Genomic DNA, 16,756 nt, shown 5'->3' with positions numbered 1-16,756 from the left:
GTTTCCTTCCTACTCCTCTAGCGGGGCGGCGCACCCGCACAGTAACGCGCCCGGTGCCCTGCGGCACCCTACGCCCCGTGCGGGTGCCCCGCGAATCGGGGTCTGCAGTCGATGCATCCGCTCCATCGACACGCCCCGGTTAATGCTGATTGAAGTGCAGAGAGACGTAGACCGCCCGGCCCGGTTGGTTGTAGCCATCCGCGGTCTCGTAGTCCTTGTCCAGGGCGTTCTCCAGCGTCCCGCGCAGGGTCCACTCCGGGGTGATGGCGTAGCTGGTGCGCAGGTTCAGAAGGCCGTAGCCGGAGAGGCGCGTGTCGTTGGGCCGGTCGTCGTAGCTGCGCCCCCGCGCAAGAGCAGTGGCCCCCACCGAGAAGTCGCCAAGCTGCCGGTCGATATCCAGACGCGCCGATTCATTGGGCCGACGCGGCAGCTCATTCCCGGTATCTCTATCCTCGTGATCGAGGTAGGTAAAGGCGCCGGAGATCTGCCATTCCTGCCAGTGGGCACCCGCCTCCAGCTCGGCGCCGCGGATGCGGGCCTCGTCAACGTTGAAGGGTTGATCTTGGCCAGGCGCCACCTCTCGAGCGGCGATCAAATCATCAATTTCCGTCTGGAAAACGAGCGTATCCACATACACCCGTCTCCCCTGCCAGCGCGCACCTACCTCCGCCGAGACGGACTCTTCCGGAGTTAAGTCCGGATTACCAACCCAAGACGGGAAAGGAGAATAAAGCTCATTGAATGTCGGCGCTTTGAAGGCCGTCCCATAACTCGAACGAAGGCGGAGCCGATCCGTCGCATCGAACCCCCAGGCGACCTGGCCGGTGACGTTGTCGCCGTAGGCCTCGTTGTCGTCGTAGCGCAGGCTGCTGCCGAGATCATGGCGACCCAGGTCCAGCTCCAGCTGGGTGTAGGCGCCAGCGTTGTACCGGCTCGTTTCGTCGTAATCACTGGAGGTATCAACCTCTTCTTCACGCCAGTCCCCGCCGAAGGCCCAGACGTGCCCGGCGCCCCAATACAGCTCGTTCCGCCAACTCACCTCATGGCGCTCGGTGTAATGCCAGGACTCACCGCCACTACTGTCGAAGGTGTCCTGCTCGTCCTTCGCCTGGGAGACCGCCAGCTCGCTAAACCATCGGTCGGTTAGGTCCCCGCGGACACCGCCACGGAGGGCCTGGAAAACGTGGTCCGTCCAGTCCTCTTGGCCTGTGGCCCCATCGAATTCGCTCTGCCCCTTCGAACGGAACCCCGTCGCGAAGAGTTCGGCGCCGCCCGGCAACCGATGGCTGAAACGGCCGCTGAAGCTGGTGTTCTCAAAGCCGTCGGGATCCTTATCGCCCGCACCGTCCTGAACGTTGATCCCGTCCGTCTCGTAGTGGCTGGCCGAGAGCGCGTAGCGGCTCGCCGCGGTCCCGCCGGAGACGCCCACCCCGAATTCCTGAGTATTGAATGAGCCGGCGCCGCCAAAGGCGCGGAAGCGCGGCGGCCCCTCCTCCCCCTCGCGGGTAAACACCTGCACCACGCCGCCGATGGCATCGGCGCCGTAGACGCTGGTGCGCGGTCCGCGCACCACCTCGATGCGGTCGATCTCGGCCGGGGGCAGATACTGCCACGCTGCCCCGCCAAAAGTTGCCGAATTCATCGGCACCCCATCGACCAGCAGCAGGGTGTGGTCGGAGTTGGTGCCGCGCATGGAAAGGTTGGTGGTTTTGCCAAAAGGACCATTGCTCGTCAGGCCCGTGCCCGCCCGCCCCTGCAGCAGATCCGAGACCTGCCGCGGCTGCTGGCGGTCGATCTCGTCGCGGTCGATGACGGAGACGGAGGACAGGGATTCATCGACGGTCTGGGCCATCCGGGTCGGCGTGACCACGAGGGGGGCGAGTTGCGCCGACTCGCCGTCGGTATCGGCCATGGCCGGGACGCTGCTCACGATCAGGCCGGCCGCCACGCCCGCGGCGACCCGGCTGGTGGTGTTGCTGGACATAGTTTCCTCCCTTCCGCGCGCCACCCGCACGCGCGTCGGTTTGATTCCACCGCAGGGAGGAAGACAGGGATGGGGGAGGGATCGCGCTTGCGCCCGGCAAACGGTGGCCTGCCCCGGTCTGCCGCCTCCCGCGGCACCTGGGTTCCTTCAGGCCGGTCTCCGGGCTCGTGGGTGGGGTCGGTGACCCCGGGCGGATCGCCTTCCCGCAGGGCCCGCCGCCGAACGACGACGCCTTGCAGTGGCTTTGATGACCCGCCCCCCACCTACCGTTGCGGGGGCAGCGCCGGACTCGCCGCTGGGTGCGGCTGTACCGGTCTTCCCGTTTCACCCCGCCGCTGCTCGCGCGGGGCACCTGAGGAGCTTGGTACTCTAGGCAGCCCGAGCCTCGCCGTCAAACCGCCGCACCCCGGCGTCCAAAGGAGACGTGATGCAACGCCACCGAGTGGCACAGACCACTGCCCCGGCCCGCCATGGCGCCTGAGCCGCTGCGTATCCTGCTCCTCGGCGGTACCGGCGAGGCGCTGGCACTGGGCCAGGCGCTGGAGCAGGAACCCGGGATCGCCGCGGTCTATTCCGTGGCCGGGGTGACCCGCCGCCCCCGCCTCCCCCGGCTGGCGGTGCGCCGCGGGGGGTTCGGCGGCGTTGCCGGACTGGCCGAGTACCTGCGCCAGCACGGCGTGCACTGCCTGGTGGATGCCACCCACCCGTTCGCCGCCGGCATATCGGCCAACGCGGCGGCGGCCGCGCGGCAGACGGGGACGGCCCTGCTGGCGGTGCGCCGGCCAGCGTGGCAACCGGGCCCGGACGAGCAGTGGCACCGGGTGGCCGATATGGCCGCCGCCGCCCAGGCGCTGGGTCCGCAGCCGGGCCGGGTGCTGCTGACCATCGGCAATCAGGAGGTCCCGGCCTTCTGCGCCGCACCCCACCACCACTACTGGATCCGCTGCCTGGAGCCGCCGCAGCGGGTGCCGCCCGGGGCCCGAATCCTCTTCCAGCGCGGGCCGTTCCATTACACCGACGAGTGCCGCCTGCTCCGCGAGCACGGCATCGACACCCTGGTCACCAAGAACGCCGGCGGGGCCGCCACCCGCAGCAAACTGGATGCGGCCCGGGACTGCGGAGTCCGCATCGTGATGGTCGAGCGCCCGCCGGACCCGCCGGAGGCGGAGGTGGCCATCGACGTCGAGCAGGCGCTGGCGTGGCTTCGCCAAAAGCGGCGGCCCTGACAACCATCACTCTTTCCATAGATGAGTGGACGTTTACAGATCCAGGGGCGGCTGCTAACGTCCCTCGCGCTATTGGGTGCCCGCCGAGGACGCTGCGCCTCGCGGGTTAAACGGGAAGACCGGTTCAGCCGCACCCCGCGGCGAGTCCGGCGCTGCCCCCGCAACGGTAGGTGGGGGGCGGATCACTAGGCCACTGCAAGGCAACGTCGTTCGGCGGCGGGCCTTGCGGGAAGGCGATCCGCCCGGGGTCACCGACCCCACCCACAAGCCCGGAGACCGGCCCATGGCCAACCGGAAGACCGCGGGAGGCGGCGTGCCGGGACCGGGTTCCAGTGCTCACGGCGATTAGCCATAAGCCGTCCCAGGCTGCACGCAACTCGACCCCCGATTCGCTGACTCCCCGCGGTAGGCATTCACGAGCAATCGCGCACGGGCGGTGCGTGAAGGAGTCAGCATGGCTAGAGGAAAGCCCGTCACTCGGGCGTTGATAAGCGCCGCAACCCTCCCCCTGATGACAGCCCCCCAGGTCCACGCCACCGAAGAGGCCCCCACCCTCCTACCCGACCTGACCGTCACTGCAGCCACGCGCACCGAGCGCCAGGTCGAGCGCACGCCGGCGGCGACGGAGATCCTCTCCGGGGAAGACGTTCAAAGAAGCGGTGCGACTATGCTTGACGAAGCGCTTCGGGCCGAGTCAAGCATCTACACCGGAGCCGACAGCAATGCCTTCTCCATTCGCGGCGGCAAACGCGAGGACGTGCTGTATCTCGTCGATGGCCGCCGCATCGCGGGCACCTCCTCTCGGAGCCAGGTGCTCAACCGGATCCCGGTCAGTCACGTCGAGCGCATCGAGATCGTCAAAGGACCTGGCAGCGTGGTCTACGGCGCCGATGCGGTGGCCGGGGTCATCAACGTGATCACGCGACGGCCGGAGCCGGGCCTGGAAGGCGGCGTTTCCGCCCAGGCTGGGACGCCCACCGACGCGGATGGCGGCGAGCGCTATCAAGGGGGCCTCTACCTGGGCGGCGGCAGTCAAGATACACGCTTCCGACTCTTCGCCGACGCACTGGAGCGCAAGGTGTACTCGGAGAAGACCACCACTGAACCAGACGGAGGTGGCGCCCCATCTTCCCAAACCTTTGATCAAGATCTTCGCCCCTCCGCCGATGTGTACACCCTCCGCGGTGGCGTGACCCACTGGTTCACCGATCGCTTCAATATTGATCTCGAGGCCGGTTTCCTGACCGAGGAGCGGCAGGCGCGCCTCACTCAGGGCAGCGGCCCGGGCGGCATCAAAGAGTTTGCGGCCGTGGAGACCGAGGAGAGCGACCGACGTGACCTGGCGGCGACGGCGGAGTGGCTGGCCACCGAAACCCTGGAGCTGCGCTACCAGGCCTACGAGAGCCACTACGAATTTGACCGCGTCCGGTCGCACCTAGCCCCGCAAGACTTCATGTCGGACAACGCGGATAAGGATTTCGGCTTCCGCGAGGCGACCTTCACCGAGCGCGTCAACGACTTCCTGGCGCAATGGCAGCCGGCGCCCCGCCACACCGTACTGACGGGCCTCGAGCACAAGCAGCAGATCTACCAGGACCTCCAGCCAGAAGACGAACCCGAGCACGACCAGTGGGTGGGCGGCGGCTTCCTGCAGCATGAGTGGCAGGCCACGGACCGCCTGGATCTGGTCTACGGTGTCCGGCACGACGAGACCTCCACGGAGGCGGACAGCACCTCGCTGCAGGCCGGAGCGGTCTACCGCCTGGCCCCCGAAGCCCGACTGCGCGCCCAGTACGCGGAGGGCTTCAAGCTGCCCGAGCTGCGGTCCTTCCACGTCGACACGGAGGACGGTCAGGGTCGCGAAGTTCGCGGCGCCTACGTGATAGATGAAGATGTCGGCAAGGACGAGCGGCACGAACTCGATCCGGAAAGCAGTCGCAACTACGAACTCGGCATCGCCGGCGATCTGGACCTGCACAGAGATGTCACGGCGTTCTACGACATCGGATTGTTCTACACCGAGTACGACGATCGCATCGGGCGGGCACCTGGCAACGGTTACCAAACCTTCAAAAACGTCGACAATGCGCGCAGTCAGGGAACCGAACTCCAGTTCGGTGTCGCCTTCGACCCGCAACTGGAGCTGAGCCTGGCGGCCACCTACCTCGACGCCATCGACCGCGACAGTCGGGAGACCCTTCCCGACACACCCGAATGGACGGCGGTGGCGAAGGCCCTGTGGACCCCGACGGACCCACTGGAGCTCCAGCTGCGGACCCGTTACGTGGATGAGGTCTCCGATGGCAACGACGACTGGGACAGCGCCTACACCCTCACCAGCCTGGACGTCGGCTATGCGCCCGCGGCCTGGGATGGGCTCAGGCTCCAGGGCGGCATCGAGAATCTGTTCGATGAGAGCAACGACTCCTCCCTCGAAACCGACCCGGGGCGCTTCGCCCGTGCGGGGGTACGGTATGATTTCTAGCTATGAGTCAGGATGCCTCCCAGCCGGCTGATCCCAAGGCCGGCACCGCCCTGCGCCGCGGCTGGACCACCGGCGCCTGCGCCGCCGCCGCGGCACGGGCGGCCTTCACGGGGCTGATCAGCGGCGCCTTCCCGGATCCGGTCACCGTCCGCCTGCCGCGGGAACGCGCCCCGGCCTTCGCCTTGGCCGCTCAGGCCTGCGGCGACGGCTGGGCGCGAGCCGGCGTCATCAAGGACGCCGGCGACGACCCGGACGTCACCCACGGCGCCCTGGTCTCGGTGACCGCACGCCCCGGCGCACCGGGCGGCGGGGTGCGGCTGCGCGCCGGCCCCGGCGTGGGCACGGTGCGCCGCAGCGGTCTGCCCGTCGCCGCCGGCGAGCCAGCGATCAACCCCGGTCCGCGGGGCTACATCGAGCAGGGTATCCGCGAGGCGGCGGCCGAGCTGTCGGTGCCGGCCGACGTCACCCTGGAGGTCGCCATCGAAGACGGGGAACGCCTGGCGGCGCAGACCCTCAACCCGCGATTGGGGATCGAGGGCGGGCTGTCGGTGCTCGGCACCACCGGGGTGCTGGTGCCCTTTTCCTGCGCCGCCTGGATCGACGCCATCCAGCGCGGCATCGACGTGGCCCGGGCCGCCGGGCTCGGGCATGTGGCCGGGAGCACCGGACGCACCTCGGAGCAGGCGGTGCAGGCCTACCACGGGCTCCCGGACGAGGCGCTGATCGACATGGGCGATTTCGTGGGCGGGATGGTCAAGTACCTGCGCCGGCACCCGGTACCGCGGATCACCATCGCCGGCGGCATGGCCAAGATCACCAAGCTCGCCCAGGGCTTTCTCGATGTGCATTCGCGCCGCGGGCAGGCCGATCTGACGGCGCTGGCCGAGACCGCTGCACAACTCGGCGCGGATGCCGCCTGCCAGGAGGGCATCGCCACCGCCAACACGGTCGCCGAGGCCTTTGACCTCGCACAGGCCGCTGATCTCCCGCTGGGCGACGCGGTGGCGCGGGAGGCGCAGCGCACCGCCCTGGCCCTGGTGGATCCGGCAACCAGCGAGGTGGAGGTGCTGATCTTCGATCGCCGCGGCCAGCCCGTGGGCCGGGCCGGCTGGGCACGGCACTGAGACCTACCAGCGGCGGGCCGCTGCCTCGGCCTCGGCATTGGTCGGCCGCGCGATCAGGCCGCCCCGGGTGACCGCCACCCGGTACTCGGCGCCGTCGGCCATGGGCAGGTAGGTGGCGCTGCCGTAGGTGGCGTCCACCCAGGGGAGACGATCGCCGTGGCGCTGACCCAGCAACCAGGGGTCGATACCCCGCTGCGGCGGGGCCAGGGGGTGCACGGTACGCAGCGCGGTGCGCTCGGCCTCGGGGTCGGCGTAACGACCACTGATCCGCTCCAGCCGGTAGCGGGTCTCCAGACCGAGCACCGTCGCAAAGCCACTCCAGCGCAGCACGCGGGCATCCACCTGCCACTGATCGCCGGCCAGCGGCACGGTCACACGCCGCCCGTCCGGGTAGATCAGCCGCGCCACATAGCGCTGTCCGGCCACCTCCTGGAAGCGCAGCGCCAGCACCGGGCGCTCCCGCTCCAGCCGCTCATAGGCCAGCAAACCCAGCCCGAGGGCGCCGGCGGTTCCCAGCCCGCCGAGCAGGATCAGCCCGGCGGCGAGCACGGACACCCCGCGGAGTAGGCGACCGCGCAGCAGCGCCCACCCACCCGTGACGGCCAACCCCAGGGCGAGGACCAGCAGCACCGCCGCCGCCATCAGCACCGCCCAACCGGCCCCGCTGATCTGAGCTGCCGTTTCAAGCCCCCCGTGCATGCGGCCTCCCGCGCCAACGCGCGACGCTGTACCCTGTGCGGGATGATACGCTGTACGATTGCGTATATGGTGTCCGGAGCGCTCGGCCGGGGCCGTCTCAGCCGGGCTCGCGGTGTAAGCGCGCACCCTGTTCCGCGCAATCAGTCGTTTGATACAAAGTAGCCGATGAACTAATCGGGAGGTCCGGTATGGAAGCGTTTGATCCAATCCTGCTACTTGTCGTCGGTGCCGTGGTCGGTGCCGCTGTGGGTGCCTACGTCGGGCGCGCCTCTTCGCCCAACACCCAGGAGATCCGCGACGCCGAGAGCGTGGCCCGCCGCAACCGCGAGGAAGTGCGCAACGTCCGCAGCGAGGTGGACCAGCACTTCGAGCAGACCGCCCAGATCATGGGCGAGGTCACCAAGGCGTACCGTCGCCTCTACGAGCACATGGCCACCAGCTCCCAGCGTCTGGCGCCCCGCCGCACGCAGGACCTGGTCAAGTCCCTGGGTGACCAGCGCCTGCTGTCCCAGGACGTGGTCGAGCAGTCCGCACGACGCATGAGCGAGATGAAGGCCAAGGAGCAGCGTGAGGCCCAGGCCCGCCGCCAGATCAGCCAGGAGCGTTCCGAGCGCTCTTCCGGCGACCGCTCCGCCAGCAGCAGCAGTGGCGGCAGCAGCCGCAGCGCCGGCAGCAGTCGGAGCAGCGGTTCCTCCGAGTCGGCCATCGGCTCCTCCAGCCGCTCCTCCGAGTCCGCCATCGGCCGTCGCCCGACGCGCAGCCGCTCCACCACCTCTTCCTCCCGGTCCCGCAGCAGTGCCCCGGAGCGTACCCGGAGCACGGCCACCGAGGAGCGCAGCAGCAGCAGCGGTGAGAAGCGGCGTCGGCGCCCGAGCATCTTCAGCTGAAGAGCTGCCCGGGGACGTGAACGGTCCACCGACCGTTCATGGCGATACGGACCCCGGGGCCTGCCGGCCCCGGGGTTTTTTTGACCCATCGACCAATCCTGATTGGTTCCAGTTCTTATCTCTTTCGGGATATAGCACCCCGACGCTGCGCCTCCATCCTTGGTGAAAGATCAGACATTTTGTCGCACCCAAGGAGTGAGGAGGCTAACCATGCTGGACACCCTGAAGACCGCCTGGACACCGGCCGTTGCCTGGGAGCACCTGCTCGGCGCCGAGCGGCTGTTCATCCTGGATGTGCGCAACCCCGACGAGTTCGAGCGCTGGCGCGTCGAGGGCCCGCACGACACCCCGACTATCAACGTCCCCTACTTCGAGCTGCTCGACCTCGATGAGGACGCCGACGACGTGGACGCGGCCGTGCTGCGCGGCATCCGGGCGCAGCTGTCCGACCGGTTACCCACCGACCACACCATCCTGACGGTCTGCGGCGAGGGGCACACCTCGGAGCACCTGGCCCACGGCCTGCGCGAACTCGGCTACCCGGCTCTGAACCTGGAGGGCGGCATGGAGGCCTGGGGCGATTTCTACTACCACCGGGTAGTGGGCAACCACGAGCGCTACACCGTCTACCAGGTGATCCGCCCGGCCCGTGGCGACCTGAGCCACGTGATCATCAGCGACGGTGAGGCCGCTGTCATCGACCCCAATCGCCACGTGGACGTCTACGAGGAGCTGATCCATGCGCGGGGAGCCCGCATCACCCAGGTCCTCGACACCCACGCCCACGCCGACCACATCAGCGGCGGCCCGGAACTGGCCCGTCGCCACCGGGTCCCCTACCACCTGCATCCCTACGACGCCATCCACCCGATGGACATGCTGCCGGCCCGCATCGACTTCGCACCGCTGTATGCCGATCAGTCGGTGCGCGTCGGGGCGATCACGCTGCGCGCCCTGCACGTCCCCGGCCACACCCTGGGCATGGTGGCTTTCCTAGTCGACGAACAGTACCTGGTCTCGGGGGACAGCATCTTCCTGGAGTCCATCGCCCGCCCCGACTTGGGCGGCGCCGCCGAGGCTTGGACGCCGCTCTTCCATGACTCCCTGCAGCGGCTCCTGGCCCTGCCCGAGGACACCGTGGTCCTGCCCGGCCACGCCACCGACCCCAGCGTCGCCGATACCCGGGGCCGTTTCTGCGCCGAACTCGGTCCCCTGCGCCGCAGCAATCCGGGGCTGCGACAGGTGGATGCCGGTCCGGAGCCGTTCCGCAGCTATATCCTCGGCAGCCTGCCCCACTTTCCCAAGGCGTATATCGAGATCAAGCGGGTCAACATCGGCCTCGTCCAGCCCGACGAAGCAGAGGCCCGGCGCCTGGAGGTGGGCAAGAACGTCTGCGCCCTGAGTGAGGCCGCGGCCGCCTGATAGCGGCCCGGCCCGCGGTACCCCGTTGGAGATATTTGCATGACACATGCGCGCGTCATGATGGATGACGCACCAGCCAAGACCAGCAGGGGACCCCGCGATGGACCACTACCCGATCTTCCTCAAGCTCCACGGCCGCAACTGTCTGGTGATAGGCGGCAATGAGACCGCCGCCCGCAAGGCCGAGGATCTGCTCGACAGCGGGGCGACCGTCACTCTGGTTGCCCGCGAACTCGGCGGGGACTGTGAGGAACTGCTGCAGCGCCATCCCGACCGGGCCCACCATCGGGCCGAGGACTACCGCCCCGGCATGGAAGAAGGGGCGGCGCTGGTGCTCAACGCCGCCAACCACGAGGCCACCGACCAGCTGGTCTACCGCCGATGCTGCGAATGGGGCATACCCGTCAACACCGTCGATCGGCCGGAGTACTGCAGCTACATCACCCCGGCGGTGGTGGACCGCTCCCCGCTGCAGGTGGCGATCACCAGCGGTGGCGCCGCGCCAGTGCTGGCCCGTCAGGTACGCAGCCAGATGGAGACCCTGCTGCCCACCGCCTACGGGCGGCTGGCCGCCCTTGCTGGCCGCCTGCGGGAGCGCGTAGCTGCCGCCCTCCCCACCGGGCGGCAGCGCCTGCGGTTCTGGGAACAGGTCTTCGAAGGCCCGGCGGCGGAGTCCATGCTCGCGGGTCGGGAGCGGGAGGCCGAACAGGCAATGCTCGAGCTGCTGCGCCAGGAACAGGCCCGCAGTGACGGGCGCGGCGAGGTCTACCTGGTGGGTGCCGGCCCAGGCGACCCCGACCTGCTCACCTTCCGCGCCCTGCGCCTGATGCAGCGTGCCGACGTAGTGCTCCACGACCACCTGGCGGCGCCCGCGCTGCTGCGCCTGGTGCGCAAGGACGCCGAGCGGATCCCCGTCGGCAAGCGCCGTGGCCGGCACACGCTGCCCCAGGAGGCGATCAACGACAAGCTCATCGAGTTGGCCGCTGCCGGCAAGCGGGTGCTGCGCCTCAAGGGCGGGGACCCGTTCATCTTCGGCCGCGGCGGCGAGGAGATCGAGGGGCTGATCGAGCACGGCATCCCGTTCCAGGTGGTGCCGGCGGTGAGCGCCGCCCAGGGTGCTGCGGCCTACGCCGGCATCCCCCTGACCCACCGGGATCACGCCCAGAGCTGCCGCTTCCTGACCGGGCACCGCCGCCACGGCGCCCTGGAACTCTCCCAGTGGGCCCCGTTCCGCCGCGACGAGACGCTGGTGGTCTACATGGGGCTCACCCATCTGGAGACGGTCTGCGCCCAGCTTCAGTCGGGCGGCCTGCCGCCGGACCAGCCCGCCGCAGTGATCGATCAGGCCACCACCCCGGCACAGCGTGTGATCACCGCCCCGCTCGGCGAGTTGCCCGGACAGGTGCGCAATGCGCGGCTCCAGGGCCCGGCGCTGATCGTCGTCGGCCCCACCGTGACGCTCCAGCCGCAACTGGGGTGGTACCACAGCTCACCCAACGCCGAGCCGGCCTTCCCGGAGCACGGCTGCCTGAACAGCGAGCCGCGCCCCGTCCGCCGTCGCGTCCCGGCGGATACCGAACAGGCCTAAGCGGCCGTCCACCTCCTGCGCAATAACCGAGACCCGGGCCGAGCTGGCCCGGGCCTCGGCGGTTTAAGGCGGGGCGGCGCAGAGACCCCGCCGGGGCTTGCGCGCCTTACAGCCGCGCCTCGTGGTAATAGAGACGCACCGCGTGGCGGGCCTCGGCGAAGACCAGCCAGCGTTCGATGAGCGCGCCGAGCAGCGCCACCGCCACCGCCGCGTAGGCCCACACCGCCCCGGCCCCAAGGGCCACGGCGCTCAACGCGGCGATGGGGAAGGCGAACGTTGCGGCCAGTGCCAACCCACGGTAGACCTGCGCGCGCCCCTCGGGCAGGGGGTACTGGAACTCCCAGGTCAGGAAGTTGCCGGCGGTGTGACCGGCGTCGACCAGGCGCACCGGGGCACCGCTCAGCCCCAAGGCCGTCGTCTTGCTGGAACTGCCGGGACGGCGGTTCCACAGGTACCAGGCCGACTTGGTCACTGCGGCCACCGCCAGCAGCGCCACCCCCATGGCCGCCGCCGGGGCCGGATCGGCGCCGAAGAAACCGCGCACGGCGGCGAGCACGGCGGCGCCCAACCCCAGACCGATGAGCAGGTAGTTTACCGGGGTCAACCCCTGGCTCCACTCGCGGATGGCGCGGACACAGGCGTAGATCATGCCCGTCGCCACGACCGTGGCCAGGGCCAGCACCGCCGTCAGCCCGGCGAACACGAGGGTCACGGCGTTGTGCTCCAGCCCGAGCAGGAAGTAGGGCCCGAAGTAGAGCAGGGCCACCGGGTAGAAGAGCACGGCGAGCACCGCCTCGCGGGACAGCCAGGAGGTCCGGAAGCGAGCGAAAGAACGCCAGGCATTGCGCGGATTGGCGAGGTGACCGGCGGACGACATCAGGCCGATTGTGATGAGCACGGCACCGATGGCGACCGCGGCCAGCAGCTCTCGCTGCCCGACCGCGCCACCAAGGGCGAGGATATCGGTCAGGGCGAACAGGGCGACGAAGCCGTAGCCGGCACCGGAGAGCACCGTGAAGAAGACAACGGACCAGGCGGGATGCATGGGTGAATCCTCCCTCAGCGGTGAACGACGCGGTTGGGCCAGTGCTGGACGCTGGCCGGATCGGTGCCCTGCCCCGGGGACGTACCGGTCGTTTCGGGCAGCGGACGGCTGGCTTCGGGCGGGCGCACCGGCAGGTAGTGGTTGACCGGCTGGCACCCCATCTCGGGGAGCATCACGAAGCCCCGCCGCTCGCGCACCAGCTGGCTGACCCGCGAGTCGGGGTCGTCGAGATCGCCGAAGTGCCGTGCCCGGGCCGGACAGGAGAGCACACAGGCGGGCTGGCGCTCGGCCTCGGGGAGGCGGTCGTCGTAGATCCGGTCGATGCACAGCGTGCACTTCTTCATGGTGCCGCTGGCGTGATCGAGTTCGCGGCAGCCGTAAGGGCACGCCCAGGCGCAGTAGTTGCAGCCCATGCACTTGGCCTCGTCGACCAGCACGATCCCGTCGGCGTCACGCTTGTAGGACGCGCCTGTGGGACAGACATCCACGCAGGGCGGCTCATCGCAGTGCATGCAGGAGACCGGCACGTTGACGGTCTTGCTGTTCGGGTACGTCCCTTCCTCGTAATGACGCACGCGGTTGAGCATGACCCCGCTGGGGGATCCACCGTAGGGGTGGTAATCGGTCAGCGGACCGACCGTCCCCGAGGTGTTCCACTGCTTGCACGCCACCACGCAGGCGTGACAGCCGACGCAGGTATCGAGATCGATGACCAGTCCCAGTCTCATCAACGCCCCCGGCTCAGAATGTCGCGCATGGAGCGGTGCAGGCGCACCGCCTGGTGGGTTGCGTAGCGCATGAGCCTCATCGGCCCGTTGTCGACGCCCGGCGGCGGGATCAGATCGGTGAACTGCGGTTGCGAGATCCCGCCCTCCCCGGGTGCCGCCCTGTGGATGCGCACCTGCAGGTCGTACCAGGCCGCCTGCCCGGTGATCGGATCGGAGTTGCTCAGCGGCTTCTCGTCATCCCGGCGTGGCAGGCGGTCATCGATCAGGTGGTTGAGGAGGAACCCCCGGCTGGCCTCCGGCCCGCCGGGCTCCAACCCCCAGGCCCCGGAGCGCTTGCCCACCGCATTCCAGGTCCAGACGGTATCCGCCTGCACGCCCTCGACCAGCTGCAGCGGCACGCAGATGCGCCCATTGTGCGACTCGACCCAGACCCAGTCGCCATCGCTAAGGCCCAGCGCCTCGCCGCGTGCGCGGTTCATGTAGAGGACGTTCTCGGCCATGATCTGGCGCAGCCAGGCATTCTGGCTGTCCCAGGCGTGGTAGTGGGTCATCGGCCGCTGGGTGATGGCGTGGAAGGTATACCCCTGCCCCTCGACGCGGCTCTGTTCCAGCGGCGCGTAGTGGAAGGGCAGCGGATCACAGTAGGTGCGCACCCGCTCGCGGTCCACGGGATCCTGGGGTTGCGGCCCGTCGTAGAGCCCCTCGGCGGCGAGTCGAAAGCGCTGCAGGGGCTCGGCGTAGACGCTCATGACCATCGGCTCGGCGGAGCCGTTGATCCCGGCCGCCTCGGCCCACTCCAGGTAGCCCTTGTTGGCGAACTTGTAGAACTGATGCGAGAGCGGCAACTCGTACTGGAAGAAACCGCCGTTCTCGATGTAGTGCTCCCACTGCCGGGGGTTGGGCTCGCCGCGCAGCGGCTTGCTGCCGTCCTCGCCCCGCCAGCCGGCCAGGAACCCGACCCCCGGCGCCTTCTCGAAGCGGACGATGAAGTCCTCATAGCCGCTGTACTTCGGACTGCCGTCCTCGTTGGTGAACGCCGGCAGCCCCAGGCGGGCGCCGAGTTCGATCATCACCTCCTGCCAAGGACGTGCCTCGCCCTCCGGCTCCAGGATCGGCTGACGGATGGCGTCCGCCGGCCCCTCGGCGGTGGAGATCGGCCGGTCGAGCATGGAGATGCAGTCGTGGCGCTCCAAGTAGGTGGTATCCGGGAGCACCAGATCCGCGTACTGCACGGTCTCGGAGTGGAAGGCGTCCACCACCACCAGGTAGGGGATGCGGTACGCGCCGGATTCGTCCCGGGCGCGCAGCATGTCCTGGATACTGGTGGTGTTCATGGTGGAATTCCAGGCCATGTTGGCCATGAACAGCATCAGGGTATCGATGGGGTACGGATCCCCGTCGTGGGCGTTGCTGATGACCGTGTGCATCTTGCCGTGGGGCGAGACCGGCGCCTCCCAGGAGAACGCCTTGTCGATGCGCAGCGGCCGGCCCTCGCCGTCGATGACCAGATCCTCGGGCGCCACCGGGAAACCCAGCGGCGAGGCCGCCAGCGGAGTATCCGGTGCGGTCTCCCGGGCGGGACGCAGCGGTGGCGGGATCGGCTTCGGGTACGGGGGCTTGGCCCGATGCCCACCGGGGCAATCCACCGAGCCGAGCAGCAGCTGCAGCAGGTGCAGCGCACGGGCCGCCTGGAAGCCGTTGGAGTGGGCTGAGACCCCCCGCATGGCGTGCATGGAGACCGGGCGGCCGATGAACCGGTCGTGCCGGCGTCCAGCCCAGTCGGTCCACTCGCACTCGATCTCGATGGTTTCCTGGAAGGCCACGTGGGCCATCTCGGCGGCCAGGCGCTCGATGGTCTCCGCCGGCACGCCGCAGACCTCGGCGGCCCGCTCCGGGGCGTACTGTGCGTCCAGGTAGCGCTCGGCGAGCAGGGTCATGGCCGTTTTCACCGGCCGCCCGTCAGGCGCCGTCCAGGCACCGAAGAGCGCCGGCGCAATCCCGGCCTGCGTGCCATCGACGAACGCCTCCTGCTGCAGATCCCGGACCAGCGGCGCGCCCTGCTCATCGCGCAGGAACAGCCCATCCCCGGCCTGCCCCGGGGTCTGAACCACCAGGTAGGGGGCGTTGGTGTAGCGGATGAGATAGTCCTGGTCGAACTGCCCGTCGCGCAGCAGGCAGTGGATCAGCGACATGGCGAGCATGCCGTCCGTGCCCGGACGGATGGGCACCCACTCGTCGGCGACGGCCTGGTAGCCGGTGCGCACCGGATTGATGGCGACGAAGCGCCCGCCGCGGCGCTTGAGGGTGTCGATGCCGAGCTTGAAGGGGTTGGAGGCGTGATCCTCGGCGGTGCCCCAGAGCAGGAAGTAGCGGGTCCGCTCGAAGTCCGGATCACCGAACTCCCAGAAGGCGTGCCCCAGGGTGTAGAGCCCCGCAGCGGCCATGTTCACGGAGCAGAAGCCGCCGTGGGCCGCCCAGTTGATGGTGCCGAACTGCGTGGCCCAGAGCCCGGTCAGCGCCTGCATCTGATCACGACCGGTGAAGTAGGCGAGCTTCTTCGGGTCTTCGGCGCGGATCCGGCGCAGCCGCTCGGTGAGCTCATCCAGGGCCTCGTCCCAGGAGATCTCCTCGAAGGCGCCCTCACCGCGCTCCGTGCCCGGTTTGCGACGCAGCGGGCGGCGGAGTTTCGCCCTGGAGTTCTGCTTCATGATGCCGGCGTTGCCCTTGGCACAGAGCACGCCGCGGTTGACCGGGTGATCCGGGTTGCCCTGGATGAAGCGAACCTGGCCGTCCTCCAGGGTGACCTGAATACCGCAGCGGCAAGCGCACATGTAGCAGGTGGTGTAGCGGACTTCCTGGCGGTCCCGAGGCTCAAGACGAGCGGGGTCGTCCGCCACCTCGGCTTGCGGGGTGACGCGCATGGCTGCCTCCATGGCCGGCTTGCGGGTGTGGGATCGGGGCGGGGCCGCCAACCGGGGCCGGCCCCGCAGCCGGCTCAAGCGCGCTTGAGCCGGAAGTGGTAGGTCCCGTCCTCTTCCTTCTGCTCGAGCAGCTCGTGCCCCGTCTGCTTGCTGAAGGACTCGAAGTCCTTCACCGATCCCGGATCGGTGGCCATGACGTAGAGCACCTCGCCGGTGTTCATGGTGGCCAGGGTCTTCTTGGCCTTGAGAATAGGCAGCGGGCAATTCAGCCCGGTGGCATCGAGGGATTGATCAAACTCCGCCATCTCCGGTGCTCCTCAGTTGGACGCCACGATGTTGTCGGTACGACCCTCCAGGCCGTCGGCGTAACCCGCTTCATAGCGGTCATTGACTCGCTGCTCTTCACGCTTGGGGTTCTGCAGATAGCCGCCGATCCAACCGGCCATGTAGTCGGCATCGACCCCCTGTTCCTCCATCCGCCGGACGGCGTTGTAGTACTCCCGGTTCATCACCGCCTCTCCCCGCTGTCGTTGTGCGACGCTACGTTTCGCTGAAGAATGCCCATGTCCTGATATATGCAACAACCTGCCAAAGGGGAGACCGCACACGGGGCATCTATCCCCGAGGGGGTATTGCGACCAGCCCTC

General features: G+C 68.9%; 13 protein-coding genes and 2 riboswitches. Of the genes, 6 read left to right on the top strand and 7 right to left on the bottom strand.

Features of this window, described 5'->3' with window-relative positions; translation table 11 throughout:
* Window positions 1-139 precede the first annotated feature (139 nt).
* The gene (locus LRF89_RS04300; protein WP_238636644.1) at window positions 140-1,984 is read right to left on the bottom strand and encodes a TonB-dependent receptor domain-containing protein; all 1,845 of its coding nucleotides are present in this window, start codon (window positions 1,982-1,984) and stop codon (window positions 140-142) included.
* 133 nt (window positions 1,985-2,117) lie between these two features.
* A riboswitch (cobalamin riboswitch) is annotated at window positions 2,118-2,355 on the bottom strand.
* Window positions 2,356-2,454: 99 nt separating this feature from the next.
* Between LRF89_RS04300 and LRF89_RS04295 the strand changes: the two genes are divergently transcribed.
* The 3 genes from LRF89_RS04295 (at window position 2,455) to LRF89_RS04285 (ending at window position 6,819) form a co-directional block, all read left to right on the top strand.
* The gene (locus LRF89_RS04295; RefSeq protein WP_238636643.1) at window positions 2,455-3,210 is read left to right on the top strand and encodes a cobalt-precorrin-6A reductase; all 756 of its coding nucleotides are present in this window, start codon (window positions 2,455-2,457) and stop codon (window positions 3,208-3,210) included.
* A gap of 57 nt (window positions 3,211-3,267) precedes the next feature.
* Window positions 3,268-3,509, top strand: a riboswitch (cobalamin riboswitch).
* Window positions 3,510-3,721: 212 nt separating this feature from the next.
* Complete coding sequence (locus LRF89_RS04290) at window positions 3,722-5,695, top strand: TonB-dependent receptor plug domain-containing protein (protein WP_238636642.1); 1,974 nt, start codon at window positions 3,722-3,724, stop codon at window positions 5,693-5,695.
* Window positions 5,696-5,697: 2 nt separating this feature from the next.
* A complete protein-coding gene (locus LRF89_RS04285; protein ID WP_238636641.1) occupies window positions 5,698-6,819 on the top strand; it encodes a cobalt-precorrin-5B (C(1))-methyltransferase in 1,122 nt (373 codons plus the stop codon).
* A 3-nt stretch (window positions 6,820-6,822) separates the two neighbouring features.
* Here LRF89_RS04285 and LRF89_RS04280 read toward each other — a convergent pair whose 3' ends face one another.
* A complete protein-coding gene (locus LRF89_RS04280; protein WP_201171883.1) occupies window positions 6,823-7,518 on the bottom strand; it encodes a hypothetical protein in 696 nt (231 codons plus the stop codon).
* Between the two features lie 188 nt (window positions 7,519-7,706).
* Between LRF89_RS04280 and LRF89_RS04275 the strand changes: the two genes are divergently transcribed.
* From LRF89_RS04275 to cysG, 3 genes are all read left to right on the top strand, one after another.
* On the top strand, window positions 7,707-8,405 hold the full coding sequence (locus LRF89_RS04275; protein WP_238635563.1) for a ZapG family protein: 699 nt from the start codon (window positions 7,707-7,709) through the stop codon (window positions 8,403-8,405).
* A 210-nt stretch (window positions 8,406-8,615) separates the two neighbouring features.
* Window positions 8,616-9,827 carry an MBL fold metallo-hydrolase gene (locus tag LRF89_RS04270; protein ID WP_238632772.1) on the top strand — a complete coding sequence of 404 codons (1,212 nt, stop codon included), beginning with the start codon at window positions 8,616-8,618 and terminating at the stop codon, window positions 9,825-9,827.
* A 100-nt stretch (window positions 9,828-9,927) separates the two neighbouring features.
* The gene (gene cysG, locus LRF89_RS04265) at window positions 9,928-11,415 is read left to right on the top strand and encodes a siroheme synthase CysG (protein ID WP_201171891.1); all 1,488 of its coding nucleotides are present in this window, start codon (window positions 9,928-9,930) and stop codon (window positions 11,413-11,415) included.
* 106 nt (window positions 11,416-11,521) lie between these two features.
* Here the strand turns inward: cysG and LRF89_RS04260 are convergent, their stop codons facing one another.
* The 5 genes from LRF89_RS04260 to LRF89_RS04240 all read right to left on the bottom strand — a co-directional run bounded on the left by LRF89_RS04260 (window position 11,522) and on the right by LRF89_RS04240 (window position 16,618).
* Window positions 11,522-12,460 carry a dimethyl sulfoxide reductase anchor subunit family protein gene (locus LRF89_RS04260; protein ID WP_201171897.1) on the bottom strand — a complete coding sequence of 313 codons (939 nt, stop codon included), beginning with the start codon at window positions 12,458-12,460 and terminating at the stop codon, window positions 11,522-11,524.
* A gap of 14 nt (window positions 12,461-12,474) precedes the next feature.
* Window positions 12,475-13,188, bottom strand: a complete 714-nt coding sequence (locus LRF89_RS04255; protein WP_201171899.1) for a 4Fe-4S dicluster domain-containing protein — start codon at window positions 13,186-13,188, stop codon at window positions 12,475-12,477.
* The gene (locus LRF89_RS04250) at window positions 13,188-16,109 is read right to left on the bottom strand and encodes a molybdopterin oxidoreductase family protein (RefSeq protein ID WP_207189778.1); all 2,922 of its coding nucleotides are present in this window, start codon (window positions 16,107-16,109) and stop codon (window positions 13,188-13,190) included. Before LRF89_RS04250 ends, LRF89_RS04255 begins: the two co-directional genes overlap by 1 nt.
* Before the next feature lie 74 nt (window positions 16,110-16,183).
* The gene (locus LRF89_RS04245; protein ID WP_201171901.1) at window positions 16,184-16,414 is read right to left on the bottom strand and encodes a sulfurtransferase TusA family protein; all 231 of its coding nucleotides are present in this window, start codon (window positions 16,412-16,414) and stop codon (window positions 16,184-16,186) included.
* Between the two features lie 12 nt (window positions 16,415-16,426).
* Window positions 16,427-16,618: an Alvin_2107 family globule sulfur oxidation protein gene (locus LRF89_RS04240; RefSeq protein WP_201171903.1), complete on the bottom strand. Its 192-nt coding sequence runs from the start codon at window positions 16,616-16,618 to the stop codon at window positions 16,427-16,429.
* Between the last annotated feature and the right edge of the window lie 138 nt (window positions 16,619-16,756).

The sequence above is a fragment of the Halorhodospira sp. 9621 genome, from assembly GCF_022228055.1.
Lineage (GTDB): Bacteria > Pseudomonadota > Gammaproteobacteria > Nitrococcales > Halorhodospiraceae > Halorhodospira > Halorhodospira halophila_A.
The sequence above is the reverse complement of the archived record's forward strand: the minus strand, read 5'-3'. Positions and strand labels throughout refer to the sequence as shown.

Bases quoted from the DNA above. Each gene is read 5' to 3' on its own strand.
- LRF89_RS04250 (WP_207189778.1), bottom strand. From the start codon at position 16,109: ATGCGCGTCACCCCGCAAGCCGAGGTGGCGGACGACCCCGCTCGTCTT.
- LRF89_RS04280 (WP_201171883.1), bottom strand. From the start codon at position 7,518: ATGCACGGGGGGCTTGAAACGGCAGCTCAGATCAGCGGGGCCGGTTGG.
- LRF89_RS04290 (WP_238636642.1), top strand. From the start codon at position 3,722: ATGACAGCCCCCCAGGTCCACGCCACCGAAGAGGCCCCCACCCTCCTA.
- LRF89_RS04255 (WP_201171899.1), bottom strand. From the start codon at position 13,188: ATGAGACTGGGACTGGTCATCGATCTCGATACCTGCGTCGGCTGTCAC.
- LRF89_RS04240 (WP_201171903.1), bottom strand. From the start codon at position 16,618: ATGAACCGGGAGTACTACAACGCCGTCCGGCGGATGGAGGAACAGGGG.
- LRF89_RS04300 (WP_238636644.1), bottom strand. From the start codon at position 1,984: ATGTCCAGCAACACCACCAGCCGGGTCGCCGCGGGCGTGGCGGCCGGC.
- LRF89_RS04285 (WP_238636641.1), top strand. From the start codon at position 5,698: ATGAGTCAGGATGCCTCCCAGCCGGCTGATCCCAAGGCCGGCACCGCC.
- LRF89_RS04275 (WP_238635563.1), top strand. From the start codon at position 7,707: ATGGAAGCGTTTGATCCAATCCTGCTACTTGTCGTCGGTGCCGTGGTC.
- LRF89_RS04260 (WP_201171897.1), bottom strand. From the start codon at position 12,460: ATGCATCCCGCCTGGTCCGTTGTCTTCTTCACGGTGCTCTCCGGTGCC.
- LRF89_RS04245 (WP_201171901.1), bottom strand. From the start codon at position 16,414: ATGGCGGAGTTTGATCAATCCCTCGATGCCACCGGGCTGAATTGCCCG.
- LRF89_RS04270 (WP_238632772.1), top strand. From the start codon at position 8,616: ATGCTGGACACCCTGAAGACCGCCTGGACACCGGCCGTTGCCTGGGAG.
- LRF89_RS04295 (WP_238636643.1), top strand. From the start codon at position 2,455: ATGGCGCCTGAGCCGCTGCGTATCCTGCTCCTCGGCGGTACCGGCGAG.
- cysG (WP_201171891.1), top strand. From the start codon at position 9,928: ATGGACCACTACCCGATCTTCCTCAAGCTCCACGGCCGCAACTGTCTG.